17 protein-coding genes, 1 tRNA gene and 1 pseudogene are annotated in these 22,555 nt (G+C 72.1%); 11 read left to right on the top strand and 8 right to left on the bottom strand.

Annotated elements, in window-relative coordinates; translation table 11 throughout:
- Positions 1 to 330 precede the first annotated feature (330 nt).
- The gene (locus BS72_RS16705; RefSeq protein ID WP_037911480.1) at positions 331 to 1,158 is read right to left on the bottom strand and encodes a J domain-containing protein; all 828 of its coding nucleotides are present in this window, start codon (positions 1,156 to 1,158) and stop codon (positions 331 to 333) included.
- 434 nt (positions 1,159 to 1,592) lie between these two features.
- Here BS72_RS16705 and BS72_RS38380 point away from each other — a divergent pair, with 434 nt between their 5' ends.
- From BS72_RS38380 to BS72_RS16695, 3 genes are all read left to right on the top strand, one after another.
- Entirely contained in the window at positions 1,593 to 2,912 is a 1,320-nt protein-coding gene (locus BS72_RS38380) for a PAS domain-containing protein (protein WP_232792435.1), read from the top strand.
- A 210-nt stretch (positions 2,913 to 3,122) separates the two neighbouring features.
- Entirely contained in the window at positions 3,123 to 4,736 is a 1,614-nt protein-coding gene (locus BS72_RS38375) for an ATP-binding SpoIIE family protein phosphatase (RefSeq protein WP_063836090.1), read from the top strand.
- Positions 4,737 to 4,966: 230 nt separating this feature from the next.
- Complete coding sequence (locus tag BS72_RS16695; RefSeq protein WP_037916253.1) at positions 4,967 to 5,401, top strand: MarR family winged helix-turn-helix transcriptional regulator; 435 nt, start codon at positions 4,967 to 4,969, stop codon at positions 5,399 to 5,401.
- 138 nt (positions 5,402 to 5,539) lie between these two features.
- Here BS72_RS16695 and BS72_RS16690 read toward each other — a convergent pair whose 3' ends face one another.
- Positions 5,540 to 6,115, bottom strand: coding sequence for a TerD family protein (locus tag BS72_RS16690; RefSeq protein ID WP_037911479.1), 576 nt, complete (start codon positions 6,113 to 6,115; stop codon positions 5,540 to 5,542).
- Between the two features lie 517 nt (positions 6,116 to 6,632).
- Between BS72_RS16690 and metG the strand changes: the two genes are divergently transcribed.
- Positions 6,633 to 8,249, top strand: a complete 1,617-nt coding sequence (metG, locus tag BS72_RS16685; RefSeq protein ID WP_037911478.1) for a methionine--tRNA ligase — start codon at positions 6,633 to 6,635, stop codon at positions 8,247 to 8,249.
- A gap of 338 nt (positions 8,250 to 8,587) precedes the next feature.
- On the opposite strand, the gene BS72_RS16680 is transcribed toward metG, so the two are convergent.
- A tRNA-Leu gene (locus BS72_RS16680) sits at positions 8,588 to 8,671 on the bottom strand.
- A gap of 615 nt (positions 8,672 to 9,286) precedes the next feature.
- Here BS72_RS16680 and BS72_RS39920 point away from each other — a divergent pair.
- The 6 genes and pseudogenes from BS72_RS39920 (at position 9,287) to pknB (ending at position 17,643) form a co-directional block, all read left to right on the top strand.
- Positions 9,287 to 10,182: pseudogene (locus tag BS72_RS39920) on the top strand (FhaA domain-containing protein).
- Positions 10,183 to 10,192: 10 nt separating this feature from the next.
- On the top strand, positions 10,193 to 10,717 hold the full coding sequence (locus BS72_RS16670) for an FHA domain-containing protein FhaB/FipA (protein WP_037911475.1): 525 nt from the start codon (positions 10,193 to 10,195) through the stop codon (positions 10,715 to 10,717).
- A 90-nt stretch (positions 10,718 to 10,807) separates the two neighbouring features.
- Entirely contained in the window at positions 10,808 to 12,364 is a 1,557-nt protein-coding gene (locus tag BS72_RS16665) for a Stp1/IreP family PP2C-type Ser/Thr phosphatase (protein WP_232792434.1), read from the top strand.
- Between the two features lie 28 nt (positions 12,365 to 12,392).
- Positions 12,393 to 13,775, top strand: coding sequence for an FtsW/RodA/SpoVE family cell cycle protein (locus tag BS72_RS16660; RefSeq protein WP_037911472.1), 1,383 nt, complete (start codon positions 12,393 to 12,395; stop codon positions 13,773 to 13,775).
- Complete coding sequence (locus BS72_RS16655) at positions 13,772 to 15,232, top strand: peptidoglycan D,D-transpeptidase FtsI family protein (RefSeq protein ID WP_037911469.1); 1,461 nt, start codon at positions 13,772 to 13,774, stop codon at positions 15,230 to 15,232. Before BS72_RS16660 ends, BS72_RS16655 begins: the two co-directional genes overlap by 4 nt.
- A 416-nt stretch (positions 15,233 to 15,648) precedes the next feature.
- Positions 15,649 to 17,643 carry a Stk1 family PASTA domain-containing Ser/Thr kinase gene (gene pknB, locus BS72_RS16650; RefSeq protein WP_037911467.1) on the top strand — a complete coding sequence of 665 codons (1,995 nt, stop codon included), beginning with the start codon at positions 15,649 to 15,651 and terminating at the stop codon, positions 17,641 to 17,643.
- 177 nt (positions 17,644 to 17,820) lie between these two features.
- Here pknB and BS72_RS16645 read toward each other — a convergent pair whose 3' ends face one another.
- From BS72_RS16645 to BS72_RS16625, 5 genes are all read right to left on the bottom strand, one after another.
- Positions 17,821 to 18,573 (bottom strand): class E sortase, encoded by a 753-nt coding sequence (locus tag BS72_RS16645; RefSeq protein WP_037911465.1) that lies wholly within the window; start codon positions 18,571 to 18,573, stop codon positions 17,821 to 17,823.
- A 10-nt stretch (positions 18,574 to 18,583) separates the two neighbouring features.
- Positions 18,584 to 20,095 carry a class E sortase gene (locus BS72_RS34240; protein ID WP_037911462.1) on the bottom strand — a complete coding sequence of 504 codons (1,512 nt, stop codon included), beginning with the start codon at positions 20,093 to 20,095 and terminating at the stop codon, positions 18,584 to 18,586.
- Positions 20,092 to 20,745 carry an aminodeoxychorismate/anthranilate synthase component II gene (locus BS72_RS16635; protein ID WP_037911458.1) on the bottom strand — a complete coding sequence of 218 codons (654 nt, stop codon included), beginning with the start codon at positions 20,743 to 20,745 and terminating at the stop codon, positions 20,092 to 20,094. Before BS72_RS16635 ends, BS72_RS34240 begins: the two co-directional genes overlap by 4 nt.
- Positions 20,742 to 20,942 (bottom strand): hypothetical protein, encoded by a 201-nt coding sequence (locus tag BS72_RS16630; protein WP_051951179.1) that lies wholly within the window; start codon positions 20,940 to 20,942, stop codon positions 20,742 to 20,744. Before BS72_RS16630 ends, BS72_RS16635 begins: the two co-directional genes overlap by 4 nt.
- 272 nt (positions 20,943 to 21,214) lie before the next feature.
- Complete coding sequence (locus BS72_RS16625; protein WP_078901425.1) at positions 21,215 to 21,997, bottom strand: DUF881 domain-containing protein; 783 nt, start codon at positions 21,995 to 21,997, stop codon at positions 21,215 to 21,217.
- Positions 21,998 to 22,137: 140 nt separating this feature from the next.
- Here BS72_RS16625 and crgA point away from each other — a divergent pair, with 140 nt between their 5' ends.
- A complete protein-coding gene (crgA, locus tag BS72_RS16620; protein ID WP_037911455.1) occupies positions 22,138 to 22,392 on the top strand; it encodes a cell division protein CrgA in 255 nt (84 codons plus the stop codon).
- Positions 22,393 to 22,555 lie beyond the last annotated feature (163 nt).

Raw genomic sequence — 22,555 nt, 5'->3', positions numbered from 1 at the left:
GCCTCCTGGGAAGTGCGGCAAGGACGGGAGCCCGAACCGGAGCGGGGCGCCACGGCTCCGCGCCGAGCGGGCGCGGCCGGCGCCGACCACCTCGGGCATCCGTGCAAACGTACCTCAGCACCGCCGCGTACCCGGAAGACCGGCGCCCCCGCGACGCCCGTGCCCGGCGCCCGACGCCGACGACACCGCCGGCACCGCCGTCGCTGTCACCGACGGCACCACCGACGCTGTCACCGACGGCACCACCGACGGCGACGGCACCACCAGCCGGAGCCCCGTCAGGCCACCGCTCGGGTTCCAGCGGTCGTCGGGGCTCCGCCAGGAGTCCGGTCAGGCCCCCGGGCCGCCGCGGACCAGCTCCGCCAGGCGGGCCTCGCGCCGCGAGACCTGGGTGAGGAGCTGCTCCGCGATCTCGTTGAGCAGGCCGTCCGGGTCCTCCGGGGCCAGCTTCATCATCTGGCCGATCGCGCTCTCGTCCAGCTCGGCCACCGCGGCGGCCAGCCGCTCCTTGCGCTCGGCCAGCCACTCCAGGCGGGCGTACAGCACCTCGGCCTCGTCCGGCAGCTGCTCCTCGGAGGGCGGCCCCGCCTCCCACTCGGCGACCAGAGCGCACAGGGCGTCCTCGTCGGCGTGGGCGTACGCCTCGTTCACCCGGGCGATGAAGGCGCTGCGGCGCTCCTTCTCCGCCTCGTCCTGCGCGAGATCGGGGTGGGCCTTGCGAGCCAGCTCGCGGTAGAGCCGCTGGGCCTCCTTGCCGGGGCGCACCCGGCGCGGCGGGTCGGGGTCCTCGACGGGGCGTACGCCGTCGGCACCGAGCAGGCCGTCGAACAGCTCTTCGACGCCCGGCATCGGCATCACCAGCGCCCGCGCCTCCCAGGCCCGCTCGATGTCGGCGCGATCACCGCTGTGGGCGGCCACCGCCTCCGCGATGAGCGCGTCCAGCTCGTCGAGCCGGGCGTACATCGGGCCCAACCGCTGGTGGTGCAGCCGGGAGAAGTTCTCCACCTCGACCCGGAAGGTCTCCACCGCGATCTCGAACTCGATCAACGCCTGCTCAGCCGCCCGCACCGCCTTGGCGAGCCTCTCGTTGCCCGCGGAGAGCGGCTCGGAGGCGGCGGCGGAAGCGGAGGAGGGCCCGGTTCCGGAGCTGTTGGTCACTCGGACAGCCTAGTGCCCGCTGAGGTCGGGGCGGCTTTCCCACGGTCCCGCACGGCGGGTCGGCGGCGCCTCGGCGGCAGAGCGCGCCCCGTCGGCCGCGGCGAGGCGCACCCTGCCGCGCCCGTCCCTCTCCGGCCCGCTCGTCCGATGCGCACTGCCCGCCCCTTCCGTACCGTCCCCGTACCGCGCCGCATCGTCCCCGTACCGCGCCGCATCGTCCCCGTACCGCCCCGCATCGTCCCCGTACCGCGCCGTACCGTCCCCGTACCGCGCCGGTGTGCACCTGACGCGGCCGCCCGGCGCGCCAGTTGACCACCGGACGGGCCGTCAGCGTCCCACGGTGGAGGGGCAATCCACGCGTTCGACGCACTTTGCCCAAAGATTCGTGCTTGCCTGGAGGGCACACGAACCATCGGCGCCGAACCCTCAGGTGCATGACGTTGGACGAGACCTTCCGGCAGCACTCCGCCACCGACCAGGATCACCACGCCGACAGCCCCGCCGAGCCGCCCGCCGTCCGCGGTCCCCGCCCGACCGGCGGGGCGCGGGTCGCGTCCGGGCCCGGAGCACCGGCACCCGCCGGGCCACCGCCTGCCCAGCCCGCGGTGCCCGCCGCGCCGGCTGCCGCGATGCCCGGGCCGCCGCCTGCCCGCGCCGCCGTACCCACCGGAAGCGCCGGAAGCGCCGTGCCCACCGGGGCCGCCGAGGGGGCGGCCGCCGTACGGACGGGCGCACCCGCCGGCCCGGCGGCCGCGCCATCCGCGCCGGTGCCGTCCCGGCCGCCCGCCGTACGGCTGCCGGGGACCCGGCCCGCCCCCGGCTCCGCCACCGGGATCACCGCCCTGGTGCGGCTGGCCGTCCTGTGCGTGGACCCCGACGGCCGGATCTCCTACTGGGGGCGCGGCGCCGAGGAGCTCTTCGGCCACCGCTGGGAGAACGTCTTCGGCCACCGCGCCTCCGGGCTGCTGACCACCGGCCGACCGTCCGGAGGTGCCGGCGCGGCGCGGTCGGCCTCTCCGCGCCACGACCCCCTGGACCTGCTGGACGAGCTGGCCCAGCCCTCGTGGGCGGGCGCCCTGGCCGCCACCGACCGCGACGGCGTCCTCAAGGACGTGCTGTGGTGGGCGTACCGGCTGGTCGAACCCGCCGGCCACAGCCTGCTGGCCTTCGCCGCCCACGCCAAGCCGCTGCGCACCGGCGGGCTGCGGATCGCCATGGGCGGCCGGCTGCTCCCCTACCTGGCGGAGGGGCCGCAGCGCCAGGACATCGCGGTGCGGGCGGTGTTCGAACCGCCCGCGGAGCCACCGGAGCCAACAGAGCCGCCGGAATCGCCGGAATCGGCGGAATCACCGGCACCCGCCACGTCGTCCACCGAGACGCCCACCGGGTCGTCCACCCGACCGCCCGCCGAGCCGCCACGGGCGGGCAGCGCGGCCGCCGCCCCGATCGCCGGTGGGCCGCCGACCGCGCTGCTCGCCGGTGTGCTGCCGGGGACGAGCCCCGGGCGCCGGGACCGCCTCGTCCGCCGGATCGCCGCCCTGGGCCACCCCTCGCTCGACGTCGAGGGCGGAATCCGGCTGCCGGTGCTGCCGCACGACCGCCCCGGGCCGGTCCCCGGCACCGTGCGGCCCGTGACGCGTGAACTCCTCGCCGGGCCGCGCCGCGACCGCCCCGCCCCCAGGAGACCGCGCCCCCGCCCGCCGCCGCGGGGCCCGCCCCTCATGCGGGCGACCTGTCGGCCGCGTCCGCCCTGACGGCAGTACCGCCGCCGCTGCCGCCCCCGGCGGCGCCCGGCCCACCGGACGCGTCCGCCCCCTGGGGGCGCGGACGGCGCGGCCCACCCGGGACGCCCCGCCGCCGGGCCCGCGCCCCAGGAGCACGCCGACACCCGGGGCGGTGCCGGCCATCCGGCCGCGGGCCACGCCCTGGACGAGCAGCTCGCCCTGCTGCGGGCGGCCGGCGCGATGGTGGGCTCCACCCTCGACCTGCACACCACGGCCCGTGAGCTGTGCGCGGTCACCGTTCCCCGGTTCGCCGACTCGGCTGCCGTCCTCGTCGTCGACCACCTCTTCTCGGACGGTGAGCCGCGTACCGAGGGCCGTTCGGCCGGCACGGTGCTGATCCGCCGGGTGGCCGCGGTGTACGGCGAGCCGCGCCCCCGCTGGGACGCGGCGCTGCCCGAGGACGAACTGATCACCCTGCCCGCCGACGCCGTCGTGCCGGGCGGCCGCGGCGAGACCGTCCTGGTGCCGGTGGTCGACCCGGCGATAGCGCCCGGGGTGGCGCAGGACCTCGGCGTACCGGCGCTCGGCCCGCTGCTGGCCGGCTGCTCGCTGGTGGTGGCGCCGCTGACCGCGCGCGGCACGGTGCTCGGGCGGATCGGCTTCCTGCGCGGCCCGGGGCGACGGCCCTTCGACAGCCGGGACGTCGTCACCGCCACCGAACTCGCCGCCAGCGGCGCGGTCCACCTGGACAACGCCAGGCTGCACCGCCAGGAGTCGCAGGCCGCTGCGACGCTGCAGCGGTCGATGATGCCCACCCGTCCGCCGCGCATCCCGGGCGTGCGCATCGCCCACCACTACATGCCCGGCGACCGGCAGGCGCAGGTCGGCGGCGACTGGTTCGACGCCATCCAGCTTCCCGGGGGCCGGGTCGCGCTGATCGTGGGCGACGTGATGGGGCACGGGCTCCAGGCGGCGGCCGTGATGGGGCAGTTCCGCACCGCCGTGATCACGATGGCCGCGCTGGACCTGCCGCCCGCGCAGCTGCTGCGGCATCTGGACAACCTCGCCCACCGGCTGAGCTCCGAGCACCTCGCGACCTGCGTCTACGCCGTCTACGACCCGATCCACCGCACCCTGTCCATCGCCAACGCCGGGCACATCCCGCCGGTGCTGGCCGGCTCCGACGGCCGCGGTGAGCTGCTGGACATCCCCGGCGGGGCGCCCATCGGCGTGGGCGGGGTGCCGTTCGAGACGGTGGAGCTGTCCGCGCCCGACGGCAGCTGGCTGGTGCTGTGCACGGACGGCCTGGTGGAGGTGCGCGGCCAGGGCATAGACGCCGGCCTGGCGGCTCTGTGCGCGAACGTGATCGAGCCGCAGCAGTCACCCGAGGACGTCTGCGCGCAGATCCTCGCCCAGGTGCACTCCGAGGACCGCGGCGACGACGTGGCCCTGCTGGTGGCCCGCTTCGAGGGCGTGGACCCGCAGGACGTGGTGCGCTGGACGCTGCTGGTGAACGACGGAGAGGTGAGCCGCGCCCGCGAGCTCACCCGGCGGCAGCTGGCCGCCTGGGGACTGGAGCGCCTCAGCGACACCGCCGAGCTGCTCGTCAGCGAGCTGGTCACCAACGCGATCAAGGCCGCCTCGTACGAGGTGGAGCTGCGGCTGATGCGGGTGGGAAAGCTGCTGGTGGAGGTGAGCGACGACAACCACAACCTGCCGCAGCTCCAGCGCGCCGACGCCGACGACGTCGGGGGGCGCGGACTGGCCCTGGTCTCGCACCTGTCACGCAGGTGGGGTACGAGCCGCAAGGCCGTGGGGAAGGTCGTGTGGTTCGAGCTGCCGCTGCCGTCGTGACGCGCGGGAGCGGACGTGCGGGGACGGCACGGAGGGGTGTGCGGGAGCGGCACGGAGGGGTGTGCGGGAGCGGCACGGAGGGGTGTGCGGGCGGTGCCACCCGGGAAATGTCGTTGTACAATACAACCGGATGGGGGACCGGATGGCCGGTCGTTCCCGTCCGGCTGTTCCGAGGGCGACAAGCGACGACAAACGCCGACACGTGGCGACGAGGCGGAGGGCCGGTGGCGATGTCCGGAGCGGAAGAGGCCCTGGACACGATCCAGCACGAGCTGACCGCGTTCGCCCGGCGGGCGCGCGCCACCGCGGCCCGCATGCACCCGGAGCTGTCGCTGGTCTCCTACACCATCCTGGCGCACCTTGAGGACCAGCAGGGCTGCCGGGCCACCGACCTGGCCGCCTACTACCTGCTGGACAAGTCGACGGTGAGCCGGCAGGTGGCGGCGCTGGAGCAGGCGGGCCTGCTGGAGCGCCGCAGGGACCCCGCGGACCACCGCGTGCACGTCCTGCACCTCGCGCCGCGCGGGGTCGAGCTGCTCGCCTCGGCCCGTACCCGGCGGCGGGACACCTTCCAGGAGCGGCTGGCCGACTGGGCCCCGGAGGACCTGGCCCGCTTCGCCGCCTACCTGGTGCGCTACAACGAGTCCGCCGCCACGCACCCCTGAGCGGCCCGCCCGGGCGGCTCAGGGATCGGCGCGGCGGCGGAAGGCCGCGGACGGGCCGTGCGGCCGACCGTGGGAGCGGAGGCTCGCAGGCCCTCAGCTCCTCGGTCCGGCCTCGGGCCGACGACTCGGGCCTCGGACTCAGAGGTTGACGCCGAAGTCCTGGGCGATGCCGCGCAGGCCCGAGGCGTAGCCCTGGCCGACCGCGCGGAACTTCCACTCCGCACCGTTGCGGTAGAGCTCGCCGAAGACCATCGCGGTCTCGGTGGAGGCGTCCTCGGAGAGGTCGTAGCGGGCGATCTCGGCGCCGCCGGCCTGGTTGACCACCCGGATGAACGCGTTGCGCACCTGGCCGAAGCTCTGCTGCCGGGTGTCGCCCTCGTAGATGGAGACCGGGAAGACGATCTTGTCCACCTCGGCGGGCACGCCGGCGAGGTTCACCTTGATCGACTCGTCGTCGCCCTCGCCCTCACCGGTGAGGTTGTCCCCGGTGTGCTCCACGGAGCCGTCCGGGCTCTTCAGGTTGTTGAAGAAGACGAAGTGCTTGTCCGACACGACCCGGCCGGCCGTGTCGAGAAGCAGCGCGCTCGCGTCGAGGTCGAAGTCCGCGCCGGTGGTGGTGCGCACATCCCAGCCCAGGCCGACGGTGACCGCCGTGAGCCCGGGCGCCTCCTTCGTCAGCGAGACGTTCCCGCCCTTGGAGAGGCTGACACCCATGGTGGTTCTCCCTGCTCGGTTCGGCGCGGACCGCGCCTTTTGACGATTCCTTTGCCCAACAGATTCAACGCACACCACACTGCACGGGTTCCCGCCGAGGTGCCAGCGCCCGGGCGGGTGCCGGCGGCGTTTCCCACACCTTCTTGACGCCGTGCGCCGCCTTCCTGACGCCTCTCCCCCTTTCGGGCCCCACCAGGCCCCCACCAGGCTTCCTCCGGGTCCCTTGCGAGCACTTCCCGAGCCCCTCCGCGCCCTTCCCGAGCCCCTCCGGGTCCCAGAACGAACCCGGCCCGGGACCCGCCCGCCATCCGGCGGCCGCCGCCCCGGCCCGCGGACTGAGCCCGCGCCGTACCGTCCGGACGCGGACCCACCGGCGGAAGCCTCCGGACACGGATGCGAAAAGTGTCGGGGGTCACCGACGGATGCCCGCCGCCCCTTGCCGGCCCTGGTCGCCCCGTGTTCACGTCCCCGAATATCGAGGCGATCGCGTTGCCGCACAGCCAGTAGGATTTCGACCATGGCGGCCACTGGATCTGAGCAGCAGGGCGGAAAGGCGTACTACGTCACCACCCCTATTTACTACGTCAACGACGCTCCTCACCTGGGCCACGCCTACACGACCGTCGCAGGCGACGTGCTCACCCGCTGGCACCGCCAGCGCGGCGAGAGGGTGTGGTTCCTCACCGGCACGGACGAGCACGGTCAGAAGATCATGCGCTCGGCCGACGCCCACGGGGTCAGCCCGCAGGAGTGGTGCGACCAGCTCGTGGAGGGCGCCTGGAAGCCCCTCTGGGAGCACCTGGAGATCGGGAACAACGACTTCATCCGCACCACGCAGAAGCGCCACACCGATCGCGTCCAGGAGTTCGTACAGGACCTGTACGACAAGGGCGAGATCTACAAGGGCGGATACGAGGGCCCGTACTGCGTCGGCTGTGAGGAGTACAAGCTCCCCGGTGAACTGCTCGACGGCGAGGGTGAGTTCGCCGGCCAGAAACTGTGCGCCATCCACAAGAAGCCGGTGGAGATCCTCAGCGAGGAGAACTACTTCTTCCGGCTCAGCGCCTACGGCGAGCGGCTGCTCGCCCACTACGAGGCCGACCCGGACTTCATCCAGCCCGAGTCCGCCCGCAACGAGGTCCTGAACTTCGTCCGGCAGGGCCTCCAGGACCTGTCGATCTCCCGCTCGACGTTCGACTGGGGCATCCCGATCCCCTGGGACGCCAAGCACGTGATCTACGTGTGGGTCGACGCGCTGCTGAACTACGCCACGGCGGTCGGCTACAACGAGAACCAGGAGAAGTTCGAGTCGACCTTCCCGGCCGACGTCCACCTCGTCGGCAAGGACATCCTGCGCTTCCACGCGGTGATCTGGCCGGCCATGCTGATGGCGCAGGGCCTGCCGCTGCCCGGCCGGGTCGCGGCGAACGGCTGGCTCATGGTCGGCGGCGAGAAGATGTCGAAGTCGAACCTGACGGGCATCAAGCCGCAGGACCTCACCTCCCACTTCGGCGTCGACGCCTACCGCTGGTACTTCCTGCGCGCGATCGCCTTCGGCCAGGACGGCTCGTTCTCCTGGGAGGACTTCACCGCCCGCTACACCAGCGAGCTGGCCAACGACTACGGCAACCTCGCGTCCCGCGTCGCGGCCATGGTCGGCAAGTACTTCGACGGCGCGCTGCCCGCGGCCACGGCCGACAGCGAGGCCGAGAAGGCGGTCCACGAGGGCCTGGCCACCGCGGTCCGGGAGGCCGACCGGAAGATCGGCGACCAGCTGGACTTCCAGGGCGGCATCCTGGCGGTCTTCGACTTCGTGAAGCAGGTCAACGGCTACATCACCGAGCAGGAGCCCTGGAAGGTCGCCAAGGACACCTCCGACGAGGGCCTGGCGCGACTGGCGACGATCCTCTACACCGCCGCCGAGTCGCTGCGCGCGGTCGCGGTCCTGCTCCACCCGGTCATGCCCGAGACCTCCCGGAAGCTGTGGGAGTCCCTCGGCGCCGAGGAGTCGCTCGGCGCGCTCGACGACCAGTTGGTCCAGGAGGCGGGCGGCTGGGGCAGGCTCCCGGCCGGCACGAAGGTCACCAAGGGCGCGGTCCTCTTCCCGCGTCTGGAGGAGAAGCCCACCGCGTGACACCGGCGGCTCTCCCCCGCACCACACGCCGTAGCTCCGCGCCGCCCCCGGTCACCCGGTGGGCGGCGCGGTGCCGTTCGGGCCCCGAGGCGGCCAGGAGCCCGCAGCCGTCCGGCCCCGCCCCCGCGCCGGCCGCCCCCGCCCCGGCCGCTCGCGCGCCGACGGCCCCGCGCCGGGCCGGTGCGAGCCCTGAGCAGAACCGCACGGCCGAGCACCCGGCTTCGTGCTGCGGCACCGCCGGCATCCGAGGCGGAAAGGCCGTTCCGGACAAACGAAAAAGGCGCCCCCGTCAGTGATCTGAATCACTGCCGGGAGCACCTTTTCCAGGTACTTCCTTGTGCGCGAGGGGGGAGTTGAACCCCCACGCCCTTGCGGGCACTGGAACCTGAATCCAGCGCGTCTGCCTATTCCGCCACCCGCGCATGGGTGTTGTCCTCTGGAGTCCCGCACCTTCCTGACCTTTTCGGTCTCTCCGGTGTCGTTGCTCCGTCCGACATGCAGAAGATTAGCACGCCGTCGGCGGTGGAATCACATCCGTTTGCCAGGCCACCCCCGGGGCAGCCCCTCGATGACGCACGAACCGTTCCCGCCCCCAGCGACCGCACCCCCGGTGCCGCGCCGAAGCCCGTCCCCCACCCGGCACGGAAACCGACCCACCCGGCACGGAACCCGCAGGGAACCGACGCCGAGGCCGATCCGGCCGAACGAGCCGGCCGGCCGGGCCTGGCGGGCAACCCGCCAGGGGGAGCCCGGAGGGAGCGGGCACGGAACGGCTCGCCGGTGCGGGACACTGGGGTTGCCCACCGGACCGCCCGCGGCACGGTGAAGCGGGGACCGCCGCCCGGCGGCGCCTCTACCATCGCAGTGAGCGGGAGGCCGGCGGCACGGCGCACACAGCGGGCAGTGTGACAGTGGACACCGGCGGAGCGGGCGCGAACAGGGAACCGCGGGTTTTTCCCACGCGTGGATACGATCAGTAAGCAGTATCGGAGAACGACGAGCCACGGCTGAGGAGGCCAGGCGGAGGGAGGTGCCCGATGGGTGTGCTGAAGCGTTTTGAGCAGCGGTTGGAGGGCATGGTGAACGGCACCTTCGCCAAGGTCTTCAAGAGCGAGGTCCAGCCCGTCGAGATCGCGGGCGCGCTGCAGCGCGAGTGCGACAACAACGCCACGATCTGGAATCGCGACCGCACGGTGGTTCCCAACGACTTCATCGTCGAACTGAGCGCCCCCGACTACGAACGGCTCAGCCCCTACGCCGTCCAGCTCGGCGACGAGCTCGCCGGCATGGTGCGGGACTACGCCAAGCAGCAGCGCTACACGTTCATGGGCGGCATCAGGGTCCACCTGGAGCGTGCCGCCGACCTCGACACCGGCCTGTACCGGGTGCGCAGCCGCACCCTGGCCTCCAGCGAGTCGCAGTTCCAGGGCCAGTCGCCGCAGCACCCGCCGGCCGGCCGGCCGCAGCCGCAGTACCCGCAGAGTCCGCAGGGGTACGGCGGCCACCCGGCCCCGCCGCAGGAGCGCCCGAGCCGCGCCGAGGCGCCGCAGCGCCCGGCCGCCCCGCCGCCGATGCCCCCGCGCCGCCGGCCGGCGGCGCGTCGGTCACCCGGCTGCCCGGCACCGGCGTCCAGCCGGGCTCCTCGGCGGCGCACACCCGCCGCTGGGTCGAGATCAACGGCACCCGGCACCAGATCTCCCGTGGCACCCTCGTCCTGGGCCGCTCGACCGAGGCCGACGTCCGGGTGGACGACCCCGGCGTGTCCCGCCGGCACTGCGAGATCCGGGTCGGTACCCCCTCGGTCGTCCAGGACCTGGGTTCCACGAACGGCATCGTGGTGGACGGGCAGCACACCCAGCGCGCTACGCTCCGCGACGGCTCCCGCATCGTCGTGGGGAGCACCACCATCGTTTACCGGCAAGCCGAGGGGTGAAGCGGGGCCAATGTCAGAGCTGACCCTGACGGTCATGCGGCTGGGTTTCCTAGCCGTGCTGTGGCTGTTCGTCATCGTGGCCGTCCAGGTCATCCGCAGTGACCTCTTCGGCACCCGGGTGACCCAGCGCGGCGCCCGCCGGGGCGACGACCGCTCCCGGCCGCCGCAGCAGCGCCAGCAGGCGGCGCCGGCCCGGCAACAGCAGCAGCAGCCACCGCAGAACAACCGCCAGCGGCGCGGCGCCCCCACCAAGCTGGTGGTCGCGGAGGGCTCGCTGGCCGGCACCACCGTGGCCCTCCAGGGCCAGACCATCACCCTCGGCCGGGCGCACGACTCGACGATCGTGCTCGACGACGACTACGCGTCCAGCCGGCATGCCAGGATCTACCCCGATCAGGGTGGGCAGTGGATCGTCGAGGACCTCGGCTCCACCAACGGCACCTATCTGGACCGCAACCGGTTGACGACACCCACGCCGGTCCCGCTGGGTGCGCCGATCCGCATCGGCAAGACCGTCATCGAGCTGCGGAAGTAGTCGCACAATGGGGCAGCGGAGCCACGACGCGCGAGCGACGAGAGGGTGGGCAGCGTGCGGATGTACCCGGAACCGACGGGGGAGGTGCGCATGTCGCTGAGCCTGCGATTCGCCGCCGGTTCGCACAAGGGCATGATCCGCGAGGGCAACGAGGACTCCGGCTACGCCGGTCCGCGGCTCCTCGCCATCGCCGACGGCATGGGCGGCCAGGCCGCCGGTGAGGTCGCCTCCTCCGAGGTGATCTCCTCCATCGTCACGCTCGACGACGACATCCCCGGCTCCGACATCCTCACCTCGCTCGGCACCGCCGTGCAGCGTGCCAACGACCAGCTGCTGCAGATGGTCCAGGAGGACCCGCAGCTGGAGGGCATGGGCACCACGCTCACCGCGCTGCTGTGGACCGGGCAGCGGCTGGGCCTGGTGCACGTCGGCGACTCCCGGGCGTACCTGCTGCGCGACGGTGTCCTCACCCAGATCACCCAGGACCACACCTGGGTGCAGCGGCTGGTGGACGAGGGCCGGATCACCGAGGAGGAGGCCACCACGCACCCGCAGCGCTCGCTGCTGATGCGGGCGCTGGGCAGCGGTGAGCGGGTCGAGCCGGACCTCTCCATCCGCGAGGTGCGGGTCGGCGACCGGTACCTGATCTGCTCCGACGGCCTCTCCGGCGTGGTCAGCGCGCAGACCCTGGAGGACACCCTCGCCGGCTACCAGGCCCCGCACGAGACCGTGCAGGAGCTGATCCAGCTGGCGCTGCGCGGTGGCGGCCCGGACAACATCACCTGCATCGTGGCCGACGTGCTGGACACCGACGACGGTGACACGCCGGCCGCCCAGTTCAACGACACCCCCGTGGTGGTCGGGGCGGTGGCCGAGCACCAGACGGCCCCCCAGGACCCGCGCCACCTGCAGACCCCGGCCGGCCGCGCCTCCGAGCTCGGCCGGACCCCGCACCAGGCCGGCCCGGCCGGCGCGTTCGGCCCGCCCGGGAGCGGCGACCCGCTGCCCGACGGCCCCCTCGGCTCCTTCGGGGCCTACGAGGACGCCGAGCTGGACAAGCCCGCGCAGCGCCGGTGGGTCAAGCGGAGCGTCATCACCCTGGTGGTGCTCGCGGTGGTGGCCGGCGGCGTCTACGGCGCCTACACCTGGACGCAGAACCAGTACTACGTGGGCGCCAAGGGCGACCACGTGGCCGTGTACCAGGGCCTGGACCAGAAGCTGGTGGGGCTGGACCTGTCGAAGGTGCACGACGACCGCACCGACATCGAACTCAAGTACCTGCCGGCGTACCAGCGCAAGCAGGTCCAGGACAGCATCACCGTCAGCAGCCTCCGCCAGGCGAAGGACAAGGCGGACGCGCTGGCGCAGCAGGCGGCGGTCTGCCAGAAGGTCGCCACCGCCAAGAGCTCCGCGGCCAGGACGGAGCAGACCACGAAGAACGCCGGGGGGTCCGGCACCAAGGCCACCACGACGTCCACGACCGGCACGACGTCCACGACCGGCAGCACCGGCACGAAGTCCACGACCGGCACGACCGGCGGCACGAACAAGACCACCCCCAGCAGCAGCCCCACGGCGCAGCCCGCACCATCCCTGACGCCCGACGAGAAGAAGCTGGCCGAGCAGTGCGGCTCGGTCCAGCAGTAACCGCCGCGGCAGGAGGAACCGGCTCACCATGAGCTCCAGCAACACCACCACCATCACCTCGGTCGGCGCGCCCAACCGGCGCAACACCGAACTGGCCCTGCTCGTCTTCGCGGTCGCGATCCCGGTCTACGCCTTCGCCGACGCCGGCCTGGCCAAGCACGGCTCGGTGCCCGCCGGGCTGGCCGAGTACGGCCTCGGGCTGGGCCTGCTGGCTGGCATAGCGCACCTGCTGGTGCGGAAGTTCGCCCCGTACTCCGACCCGCTGATGCTGCCGATCGCCACCCTCCTCAACGGCCTCGGCCTGGTGCTGATCTGGCGGCTGGACCAGGAGCCCCGGCTCGGCGCCCCGATGGCGCCGAACCAGCTGATGTGGTCCGCCCTGGGCCTGGTGCTCTTCGGCCTGGTGCTGTTCTTCCTCAAGGACCACCGGGTACTCCAGCGCTACACGTACATCTCGATGGTCCTGGCGCTGGTGCTGCTGATCCTGCCGGTCTTCTTCCCGCCGGTGTACGGCGCGCGGATCTGGATCAGGCTGCCCGGCATCGGCTCGCTCCAGCCGGGCGAGTTCGCCAAGATCATCATCGCGGTCTTCTTCGCCGGCTACCTGATGGTCAAGCGGGACGCCCTGGCGCTGGCCTCGCGCCGCTTCATGGGCCTGTACCTGCCGCGCGGCCGCGACCTCGGCCCGATCCTGGTGATCTGGGCGATAAGCCTGCTCATCCTGGTCTTCGAGACCGACCTCGGCACCTCGCTGCTCTTCTTCGGCCTCTTCGTGATCATGCTGTACGTCGCCACCGAGCGGACCAGCTGGATCGTCTTCGGCCTGCTGCTCAGCGGCGCCGGCGCCTTCGTGGTCGGCTCCACCGAGGCCCACGTCAAGGTCCGCGTCACGGACTGGCTGCACCCGCTGGCGCTGCAGAACGGCGGCGTCACCGAGACCGCGCAGGCGATGTACGCCTTCGGCTCCGGCGGCCTGTTCGGCTCCGGCCTCGGCCAGGGCTACTCGCGGCTGATCGGCGGCATCGCCTCCAAGAGCGACTACATCCTGGCCACCGTCGGCGAGGAGCTGGGCCTGGCGGGTCTGATGGCCGTGCTGCTGCTGTACGCGTTGCTGATCGAGCGCGGCATCCGCACCGCGCTGGCCGCCCGCGACCCGTTCGGCAAGCTCCTGGCCATCGGCCTGTCCGGCGGCTTCGCCCTCCAGGTCTTCGTGGTCGCCGGCGGCGTCACCGGGCTGATCCCGCTGACCGGTATGACCATGCCCTTCCTCGCCCAGGGCGGCTCCTCCGTGATCGCCAACTGGGCACTCATCGCGATCCTGCTGAGGATCAGCGACACGGCCCGGCGCCCCGCGCCGAGCCCCGCCCCCTCACCCGACGCCGAAGCGACCCAGGTGGTGCGCAGCCAGTGAACAAACCCCTTCGGCGGGTCGCGGTCTTCTGCGGTCTGCTCGTCCTCGCCCTGCTCGTGCGCGTGAACTACGTGCAGTTCGTCGAGGCGGACCAGCTCTCCAGCGACGTGCACAACCGCCGGGTGGCGATCAACCAGTACGCGGAGCCGCGCGGCGACATCATCGTCGACGGCAAGGCGATAACCGGCCACACCGAGACCACCGGCAGCGACTTCAAGTACAAGCGCACCTACACCGACGGCCCGATGTGGGCGCCGGTCACCGGGTTCGCCTCGCAGGCGTACAGCACCACGATGCTGGAGGGCGTCGAGGACAAGTTCCTCACCGGCGACGACGACCGGCTGTTCTTCAACCGCACCGTCGACCTGCTCACCGGCAAGGAGAAGCAGGGCGGCAACGTGGTGACCACCCTCAACGCCAAGGCCCAGAAGGCCGCGTACGACGGCCTCGGCAGCAAGAAGGGCGCCGTCGTGGCGCTGGACCCGCGCACCGGCGCCGTCCTCGCCATGGCCAGCACGCCCTCCTACGACCCGTCGTCCATCGCCGGCAACTCGCTGACCGACGAGAAGAACTGGACGTCGCTGCAGAAGACCAGCGACGCCGACGACCCGACGCTCAACCGGGCGCTGCGCCAGACCTACCCGCCGGGTTCGACCTTCAAGCTGGTCACCGCCGCCGCCGCGCTCCAGGACGGCACGTCGAGCGACATCGACGCCAAGACGGACTCGCCCGACCCCTACACCCCGCCGGGTACCACCACGCCTCTGGTGAACGAGGGCAACATCCCCTGCAAGAAAGCCTCGCTGCGAGACGCGCTGAAGTACTCCTGCAACTCCGTCTTCGGCAAGCTCGGTGACGACGTCGGCCTGAAAGACATGGTGAGCGAGGCCGAGCAGTTCGGCTTCAACAAGGAGCAGTTCGTCCCGGTCCGCTCCGCCGCCAGCAACTTCGACACGACGATGACCCCCGACCACCTGGCGCAGTCCTCGATCGGCCAGTTCGACACCGCGGCCACCCCGCTCCAGATGGCCATGGTCGCCTCGGCGATCGCCAACGACGGCAAGCTGATGAAGCCGTACGAGGTGGACAAGCTGGAGGCGCCGAACCTGTCGACGATCGCCCAGACCACGCCCACGCAGCTGAGCACCCCGCTCTCCCCGGAGAACGCGCAGAAGCTCCAGTCGATGATGGAGACGGTGGTCAGCAGCGGCACCGGAACCAACGCGCAGATCCCGGGCGTGACCGTCGGCGGCAAGACCGGCACCGCGCAGAACGGTGTCGACAACAAGGGCATCCCGTACGCCTGGTTCGTCTCGTACGCCAAGACCGACCAGGGCTCGCCGGTCGCGGTGGCGGTCGTCGTCGAGGACGCCTCCGCCAACCACGCCGACGTCTCCGGTGGCGGCTTCGCGGCGCCGATCGCCAAGAAGGTGATGGAGGCGGTCCTCGGCAAGTGACCGGCACCGCCCACCTCGCGAGAGGCTCGCAGGAGCTCGTCAGGCTCGTGAGGGCTCGTAAAGCTCGTAAAGGCTCGTAACGGCACAGCGAGGGCTCCGAGAGGGTCTGAAAGGGATCGGAAAGGGATCGGAAAGGCTCCGGAAGGCCCCTAGATGACCATCAGATGATCAACGGGTAGCTGGCGGACAGCCCCCGGACGAAGCCCCGCGTGACCAGCGGCACGTGAGACGAGCGTCACGGTCCGGCGGCCGTCCCGCCAGGTACCGGTCGGGTATCAGCGCGCCGCCAGGCCGGAGTTGCGCCTGGGACGACCGGTAGCGTAGGCCCGGGCAGGACCGCAGGTCTGGCTTGACGCGACCCCGGCTGGTCCGGTCCGCTTTCAGGGTGAGAACGGGAATGAGGAGAGGGCAGAGCTATGGAAGAGCCGCGTCGCCTCGGCGGCCGGTACGAGCTGGGCTCGGTGCTCGGCCGCGGCGGCATGGCCGAGGTGTACCTCGCCCATGACACCCGCCTCGGGCGTACCGTAGCTGTGAAGACGCTCCGGGTGGATCTCGCCCGCGACCCGTCTTTCCAGGCCCGGTTCCGCCGTGAGGCCCAGTCCGCCGCCTCTCTGAACCACCCGTCGATCGTCGCGGTGTACGACACCGGCGAGGACTACGTCGACGGGATCTCCATCCCGTACATCGTCATGGAGTACGTGGACGGCTCCACCCTGCGCGAGCTGCTCCACTCCGGGCGCAAGCTGCTGCCCGAACGCTCGCTGGAGATGACGGTGGGCATCCTCCAGGCGCTGGAGTACAGCCACCGCGCCGGGATCGTGCACCGCGACATCAAGCCGGCCAACGTCATGCTCACCCGGACCGGCCAGGTCAAGGTGATGGACTTCGGCATCGCCCGCGCCATGGGCGACTCCGGGATGACGATGACGCAGACGGCCGCGGTGATCGGCACCGCCCAGTACCTGTCGCCCGAGCAGGCCAAGGGCGAGCAGGTCGACGCCCGCTCCGACCTCTACTCCGCCGGGTGCCTGCTGTACGAGCTGCTGACGGTGCGGCCGCCCTTCGTCGGCGACTCGCCGGTCGCGGTGGCCTACCAGCACGTGCGGGAGGAGCCGCAGCCGCCGTCGGTCTTCGACCCCGAGGTCACGCCGGCGATGGACGCCATCGTGCTGAAGGCGCTCACCAAGGACCCGGACTACCGCTACCAGTCGGCCGACGAGATGCGGGCCGACGTGGAGGCGGCGCTGGACGGCCAGCCGGTCGGCGCGACCGCGGCGATGGGCTCGGCCGGCTACGGCTACCCGCACGGCTACGGCGACGGAGGGGCCACCACGGCCCTGCCGACGCACCAGGAGTCGCACACCACGATGCTCCCGCCGATGCGGGACGACGACGGCGGCTACGGCTACGACGACCGCCCGGACCGGCGCCGGCAGAAGAAGCGCGGCAACACCTCCACGGTGCTGCTCGTGGTGGCCGGGGTGCTGGTGCTGATCGGCGCGATCTTCCTGGGCAAGGCCCTCTTCGGCGGGCACTCCCCGGGCGGTGACGCCACCGTGCCCAACTTCGTCAACAGCTCCTACGCCGACGCCCAGCGCACCGCGGGCAACGTCGACCTGACGCTGGTCAAGGGTCCGGACGTCTACTGCGACAACGTGGACAAGAACCTGGTCTGCAAGCAGGACCCGGCGAACGGCGCGGCGGTGCCGGCGAACAAGACGATCACCGTCAACCTCTCCAAGGGCTCCGCGCCCCTGGCGGTCCCGGACGTCCGCAACGACCAGTACAACGACGCCTACAGCCAGCTCACCGACGCGGGCTTCCAGGTCAAGAAGAAGACGCAGACCTCCACCACGCAGGACGACGGCACGGTCCTCTCCCAGGACCCGTCCCCGGGCAGCAAGCAGCCCAAGGGCACGACCATCACCCTGACCGTGGCCGAGGCACCGAAGCAGGTCCAGGTGCCGAACGTCATGGGCCTGCAGCAGGCCGCGGCCGAGCAGTCGCTCAAGGGCGCGGGCTTCACCAACATCACGGAGACCCAGCAGGCCGACGCCTCGGCGGCCGGCACCGTGATCAACGAGACGCCCGACCCGCTCAGCTCGCAGGAGCTGGACACCCAGATCAGCCTGACCATCTCGTCCGGCCCGCAGACCACGCCGCCGGCGACGACGCAGGCCATGCCGGGGCTGACCGGCCAGAGCGTCGGCGCGGCGAAGGCGGCGCTCCAGGCGATGGGGCTGAACCTCCAGATCAACGCGGTGCTCATGAACGGCCAGCCGGCCGGGGACGACGCCACGGTGATGCTGTCCGACCCGCCGCAGGGCACCCAGCTCCAGCAGAACCAGCAGATCACGCTGACCGCGAAGAGCAACGGCAACGGCGGCGGCTTCGGCGGGCTCGGGGGCTAGTGCCGGGAGAAGCGCCGGCCCTCCGGTAGCGCACGAGGCGAAGGGGTCCGCGGCCTGGTTTCCAGGCCGCGGACCCCTTCGTCGTACGTGGGCCCGTCGCGGGTACCGGCCCTCCGCCGTACCCGGGCCACCGTCGTACCCGGGCTTCCCACCGCGGGCCTCCCCCGGGGGGAGCTGTCAGCGCAGCTCGGGGGGCGGGGTGCGCTGGGCGTCGACCTTCTGGGTCCGCACCAGCTGGCCCCAGACCACGTAGCGGTAGAGCGAGGTGTAGACGGGCGTGCAGGTGGTCAGCGTGATGTACCGGCCCGGACGGGTCTTGCCGGACTGCTTGGGGACCTGGTCGGTCACCGCCACGTCGTACTTCGAGGTCTGGTCGAGGACCTTGTAGACCTTGTAGACGTACCAGGTGTCCTTGGACTCGAAGACGACCGGGTCGCCGACGTGGATCTTGTCGATCTTGTGGAACTTCGCGCCGTGCCCGTCGCGGTGTGCCGCCACCGTGAAGTTGCCGGTGCTGTCCCAGGGCATCGCGGCCGGGGTGGGTTCGGTGTAGTAGCCGGCCACGCCCTCGTTGAGCACCTTCGTGGAGGTGCCCTTCTTCACCAGCACCTCGTAGCCGTGCCCCATGGCCGGCACGTGCAGGAAGCCGATGCCGTCCTTGGTGTCCAGCCCGCGGGGTACGGCTCCCTTGCCGCTCCCGGCCTGGGCCTGCGCCCACTCTTTGCGGACCTTGTCGCCGGCCGCCTGGGCGTGCCGGTCGGCGACCACGTTCGTCCACCACAGCGAGTAGACGACGAAGAGCGCGAGCACCAACCCCAGGGTGATCAGCACCTCGCCGACGACGCTGACCGTGCGGGCGATCCTGCCCGGTCTCCTGCCCTGCGCGCTGGTGGTCACACTGCCCCGTTCGTCCGTGCCTGCCGCGGCCATGGCCGGCGGCTCAGTTGTCGACCAGCGCGTCGGGCTTGCCCTCGCTGCGCGGCCGCTCCTCGACCAGCTTGCCCCAGACGATCAGCCGGTTGGTGCTGGTGAACTCCGGCGTGCAGGTGGTGAGGGTGATGTACCGCCCGGGCTGGGTGAACCCCGAGCCGACCGGGACGGGCTGGAGCACGCTGATGTTGGTCGGCGGAGTGGAGGCCAGCGAGCTGGTGATCTGGTACGTGTAGTAGGTGGTGGACGTCTCCACGACCACCTTGTCGCCGGGCACCAGGTGGTTGATGTAGCGGAACGGCTCGCCGTGCGTGTTGCGGTGGGCGGCGACCGCGAAGTTGCCGGACTTGTCCCAGGGCATCGCGGTGTTCAGGGCGCCGTCGTAGTGGCCGACCATCCCGTGGTCGAGGACCTTGGTCTTGTCGACGCCCTGGGCGATCGGGGCCTTCACGTCCAGCTTCGGGATGTACATGATCGCGAAGCCCTGACCCGGCGAGAAGGTGCCGGGGGCGCGGTCCGGGTCGGACTGCTCGGTCTTCCACTGCTGTTCGAGCTTGTTCGACGCGCTGTCGGCCTGCTCGTGGGCGCGGACGTTGGTCCACCAGAGCTGGTAGGAGACGAAGAGCAGCATCAGCACGCCGGCGGTGATGAACACCTCGCCTATGACCCGGCTGGCCACCACCGCGGGGCTCTCCTTGGCCGCCTTCGCGGCCCGGCGGGCCTCCATCCGCGTCATGGGCACGGCGGCGTCGGGCGGTGCGGCCGGCGGCTGCGCCGGCGTCCGCCCGCGGGCCCGGTGGCCGCCGTTCCTGGCCGCGGCCTTGCGCCGGGCGGCCCGGCCGCCGGGCTCCCCGGGGGCGGTGCCGGGAACGCCGGCGGCACCCGCCGAGGTCGCCTCGGTCGACACGGCGGCCAGGACGGCGGTGTCCTCGCCGGCGCCGTGGCCGGGTACCGCCCCGACCACCGGCAGCTTCGCCGTCTGGTCGGCGGCCTCCCCGGTGGAGCCCGCCGGGCCCCCGCGGTGGTCCGACCGCTGAGGCGGGTCCTGGGGACGGTCCAGGAACCGGTCCTGGGACTGTTGCCGGAACCGGTCCTGCGGGGATGCCTGGGACTGCTGCTGGAACCAGCTGACGAGCCCGTCCCCGCCTTCGGGAGCCTGCTCGGCCGACGGCCCGTAGGGGTTGCCGGGCGGGGCGGGGTAGCCGCCGGCCTGAACGGAGGGGGCGACGGGTACAACGGGGACGGCGAAGGGATCAGCGGCCTCGGCGGGCCCGCGGTGCCTCGGGAGGACTCCCTGCGGGGGCGCGACGGGCCGCGTCTGCCCGTACCCGGGCGGCACGGCGCCGTGCCGCCCGCCGGGGCGGGCCGGTCCGGCCGGGCGGGGGTCGGGCACCGCGGCGGGACGTCCGGGCAGCGGGTCGTTGAGGGGGTCGTTCAACTGCCCCACGGCAGCCTCGAACTGCCCGGTGTCCTCGTAGGACGTCGAGCCGTCGGCGGAACGCTCCGGCCGGAGCGTGGTCACGCCCCGACCCTCCCGGTCGGACCGCCGGCCCCGACCACTGGTGCCAGCCCGCGGGAGCGGTCCACCGCACCCTGGTCACCGCACGCGGCGAGCCAGTTGGCGAGCATCCGGTGCCCCCACTCGGTGAGCACCGACTCCGGGTGGAACTGCACCCCCTCCACGGCGGCGTCGCGGTGCCGGAGCCCCATCACGATCCCGTTCTCCGTCCACGCGGTGACCTGCAACTCGTCCGGAAGGGTGTCCCGTTCGACCGCGAGGGAGTGGTAGCGGGTCGCGGTGAACGGCGAGGGCAGCCCTTCGAAGACGCCGACCCCCTCGTGGAACACCGGCGACGTCTTGCCGTGCAGCAGTTCGGGGGCACGGCTCACCACACCGCCGTACGCCACCGCCATGGACTGCACACCCAGGCAGACGCCGAAGACGGGCACCCCGGTTTCGGCGCAGTGCCGGACCATGTCCACGCACACCCCGGCCTCTTCCGGTGTGCCGGGCCCCGGCGAGAGCAGCACGCCGTCGAACCCCTCGGCGTGGCCGGGGCGGACCGCGTCGTTGCGCAGCACCTCGCACTCGGCGCCGAGTTGGTAGAGGTACTGCACCAGGTTGAAGACGAAGGAGTCGTAGTTGTCGACCACGAGGACACGTGCGCTCATCTGACGGCAGCCACTCCTTGCAGGACGCCCAGACCGTTGTTGTTGTCGACGGTCACGTCGTTGAACGGCAGCAGTGGCTCCGCCCAGGGGAACACGTACTGGAAGAGGAGGTAGACGACGACGAGCACCAGGACGAGGGAGATCAACGACCTCACCCACGTGTTGCCCGGCAGGTGCCGCCAGATCCAGCCGTACATGGCATGCCTTCCTTCAGTGTCCACGCAACAGGGTAAAGGGAGACAGGCGGCCTGGGGGCGTCCACCGGACAAAGCTTCGGCATCGGGTCGGGCCGTTCGATCCGGACTCGCACAATCACCCCGGCCCAGCTCACGGCGGGATGACAGGCCGTCATCCGTCCGTGCCGGGGAGGTACACGGCAGAAGCACGGACGGCTCACCGCCGCCCCATCGGAACACCACCGGCGACGCACACGCGACGCACACCCGGCGCACAGCCCGCCCGCCGAGGCTCAGCCCGGGTCCACCGGGCTCGCGTAGCGCAGGTCGACGGAGCCGCCGTAGCCGGGGAGCGTCGCCTTCGCGCTGCCGCCGACCTTCCAGCCGAGCCCGTAGGCGCGCGCGTACTCCAGGTAGGTGCCGATGTCGGAGCTGGCGTCGAGGGCGCGGCGCAGTGCGGTCCGGTCGCCGACGGCGGTGATCCGGTAGGGCGGGGAGTAGACGCGGCCCTGGAGGATCAGGGTGTTGCCGACACAGCGCACCGCGCTGGTGGACACCAGCCGCTGGTCCATGACCCGGACGCCCTCGGCGCCACCTCGCCACAGCGCGTTCACCACCGCCTGGATGTCCTGCTGGTGGATGACGAGGTCGTCGGGGTTCGGGTCGGGGACGTCCGGCACCAGCGGGACGGTGTCGGGCGGGGCGTCGTCGAGGGTGACCTCCAGCGCGGGGCCGGTCAGCGGGGCGGTGCCGGCCGCCTCGGCCAGGGCGTCGTCCCGGGCCCGCTCGGCGGAGCCGAGGCCGCTGCCCTGCCGGGTGAGCCGGTCCACGTCGGAGCGGAGGCCGGCGAGTTGGCGGTCGAGGCGCTCGTCCCGGGCGCTCCCGGCGCGCACGGTGTCGGAGAGCCTCGGCAACGGGTCGTCGCTGCGGATGTCGACGCCCTTGGCGGTGTCGAAGCTGGTCCAGAAGATCAGCCCGGCCAGTGCGAAGACTCCCGCACTGAGCACACGCAGCGCTACCTTTCGGTGCACACGCAGAGACGATGGGGTGGGGGAGGTGCCGCTGGCTCCACTCACCAAATACCCTGCTCCTTACAACCCGAGGAAGCACTACGCTGACGGAGGCCCGGAGCGGCAGTGCCTCCAACGCCCCACACCCGCCAGGCTGACCCCGCAGAACCGTGCGGTTGCGCAGCGCATCGACAGGAGAGTTCCTCGTGCCGAAGTCACGTGTCCGCAAGAAGGCAGACTTCACCCCGCCGCCCGTCAAGAACGCAGGCGCCATAAAGCTCAGCAACCGCGGCTGGGTCGCGCCGCTGATGCTCGCGTTCTTCGTGGTCGGGCTGGCCTGGATCGTGCTGTTCTACGTCACGCAGGGCAGCCTGCCGGTGGACGCCCTGGGGAACTGGAACATCGTGGTCGGCTTCGGGTTCATCGCGGGCGGCTTCGTCGTCTCCACTCAGTGGAAGTAGCTCCGCGGAGCCAGCCGGGGCCGCGGTTCTCCAGTCGGCCGCCGGGCTGTCCCAGCGGGGTGTGCGGGGAAGGGCAGCGCACTTGTCCACATGGTTATCCACAGTGGGGAAAAGGTCAGAAGATCTGTGGATAACCTCTACGAGGTTGACGCCGATACGACCG

This window comes from Actinacidiphila yeochonensis CN732, from assembly GCF_000745345.1.
In the GTDB taxonomy this organism is placed as follows: domain Bacteria; phylum Actinomycetota; class Actinomycetes; order Streptomycetales; family Streptomycetaceae; genus Actinacidiphila; species Actinacidiphila yeochonensis.
The sequence above is the reverse complement of the archived record's forward strand: the minus strand, read 5'-3'. Positions and strand labels throughout refer to the sequence as shown.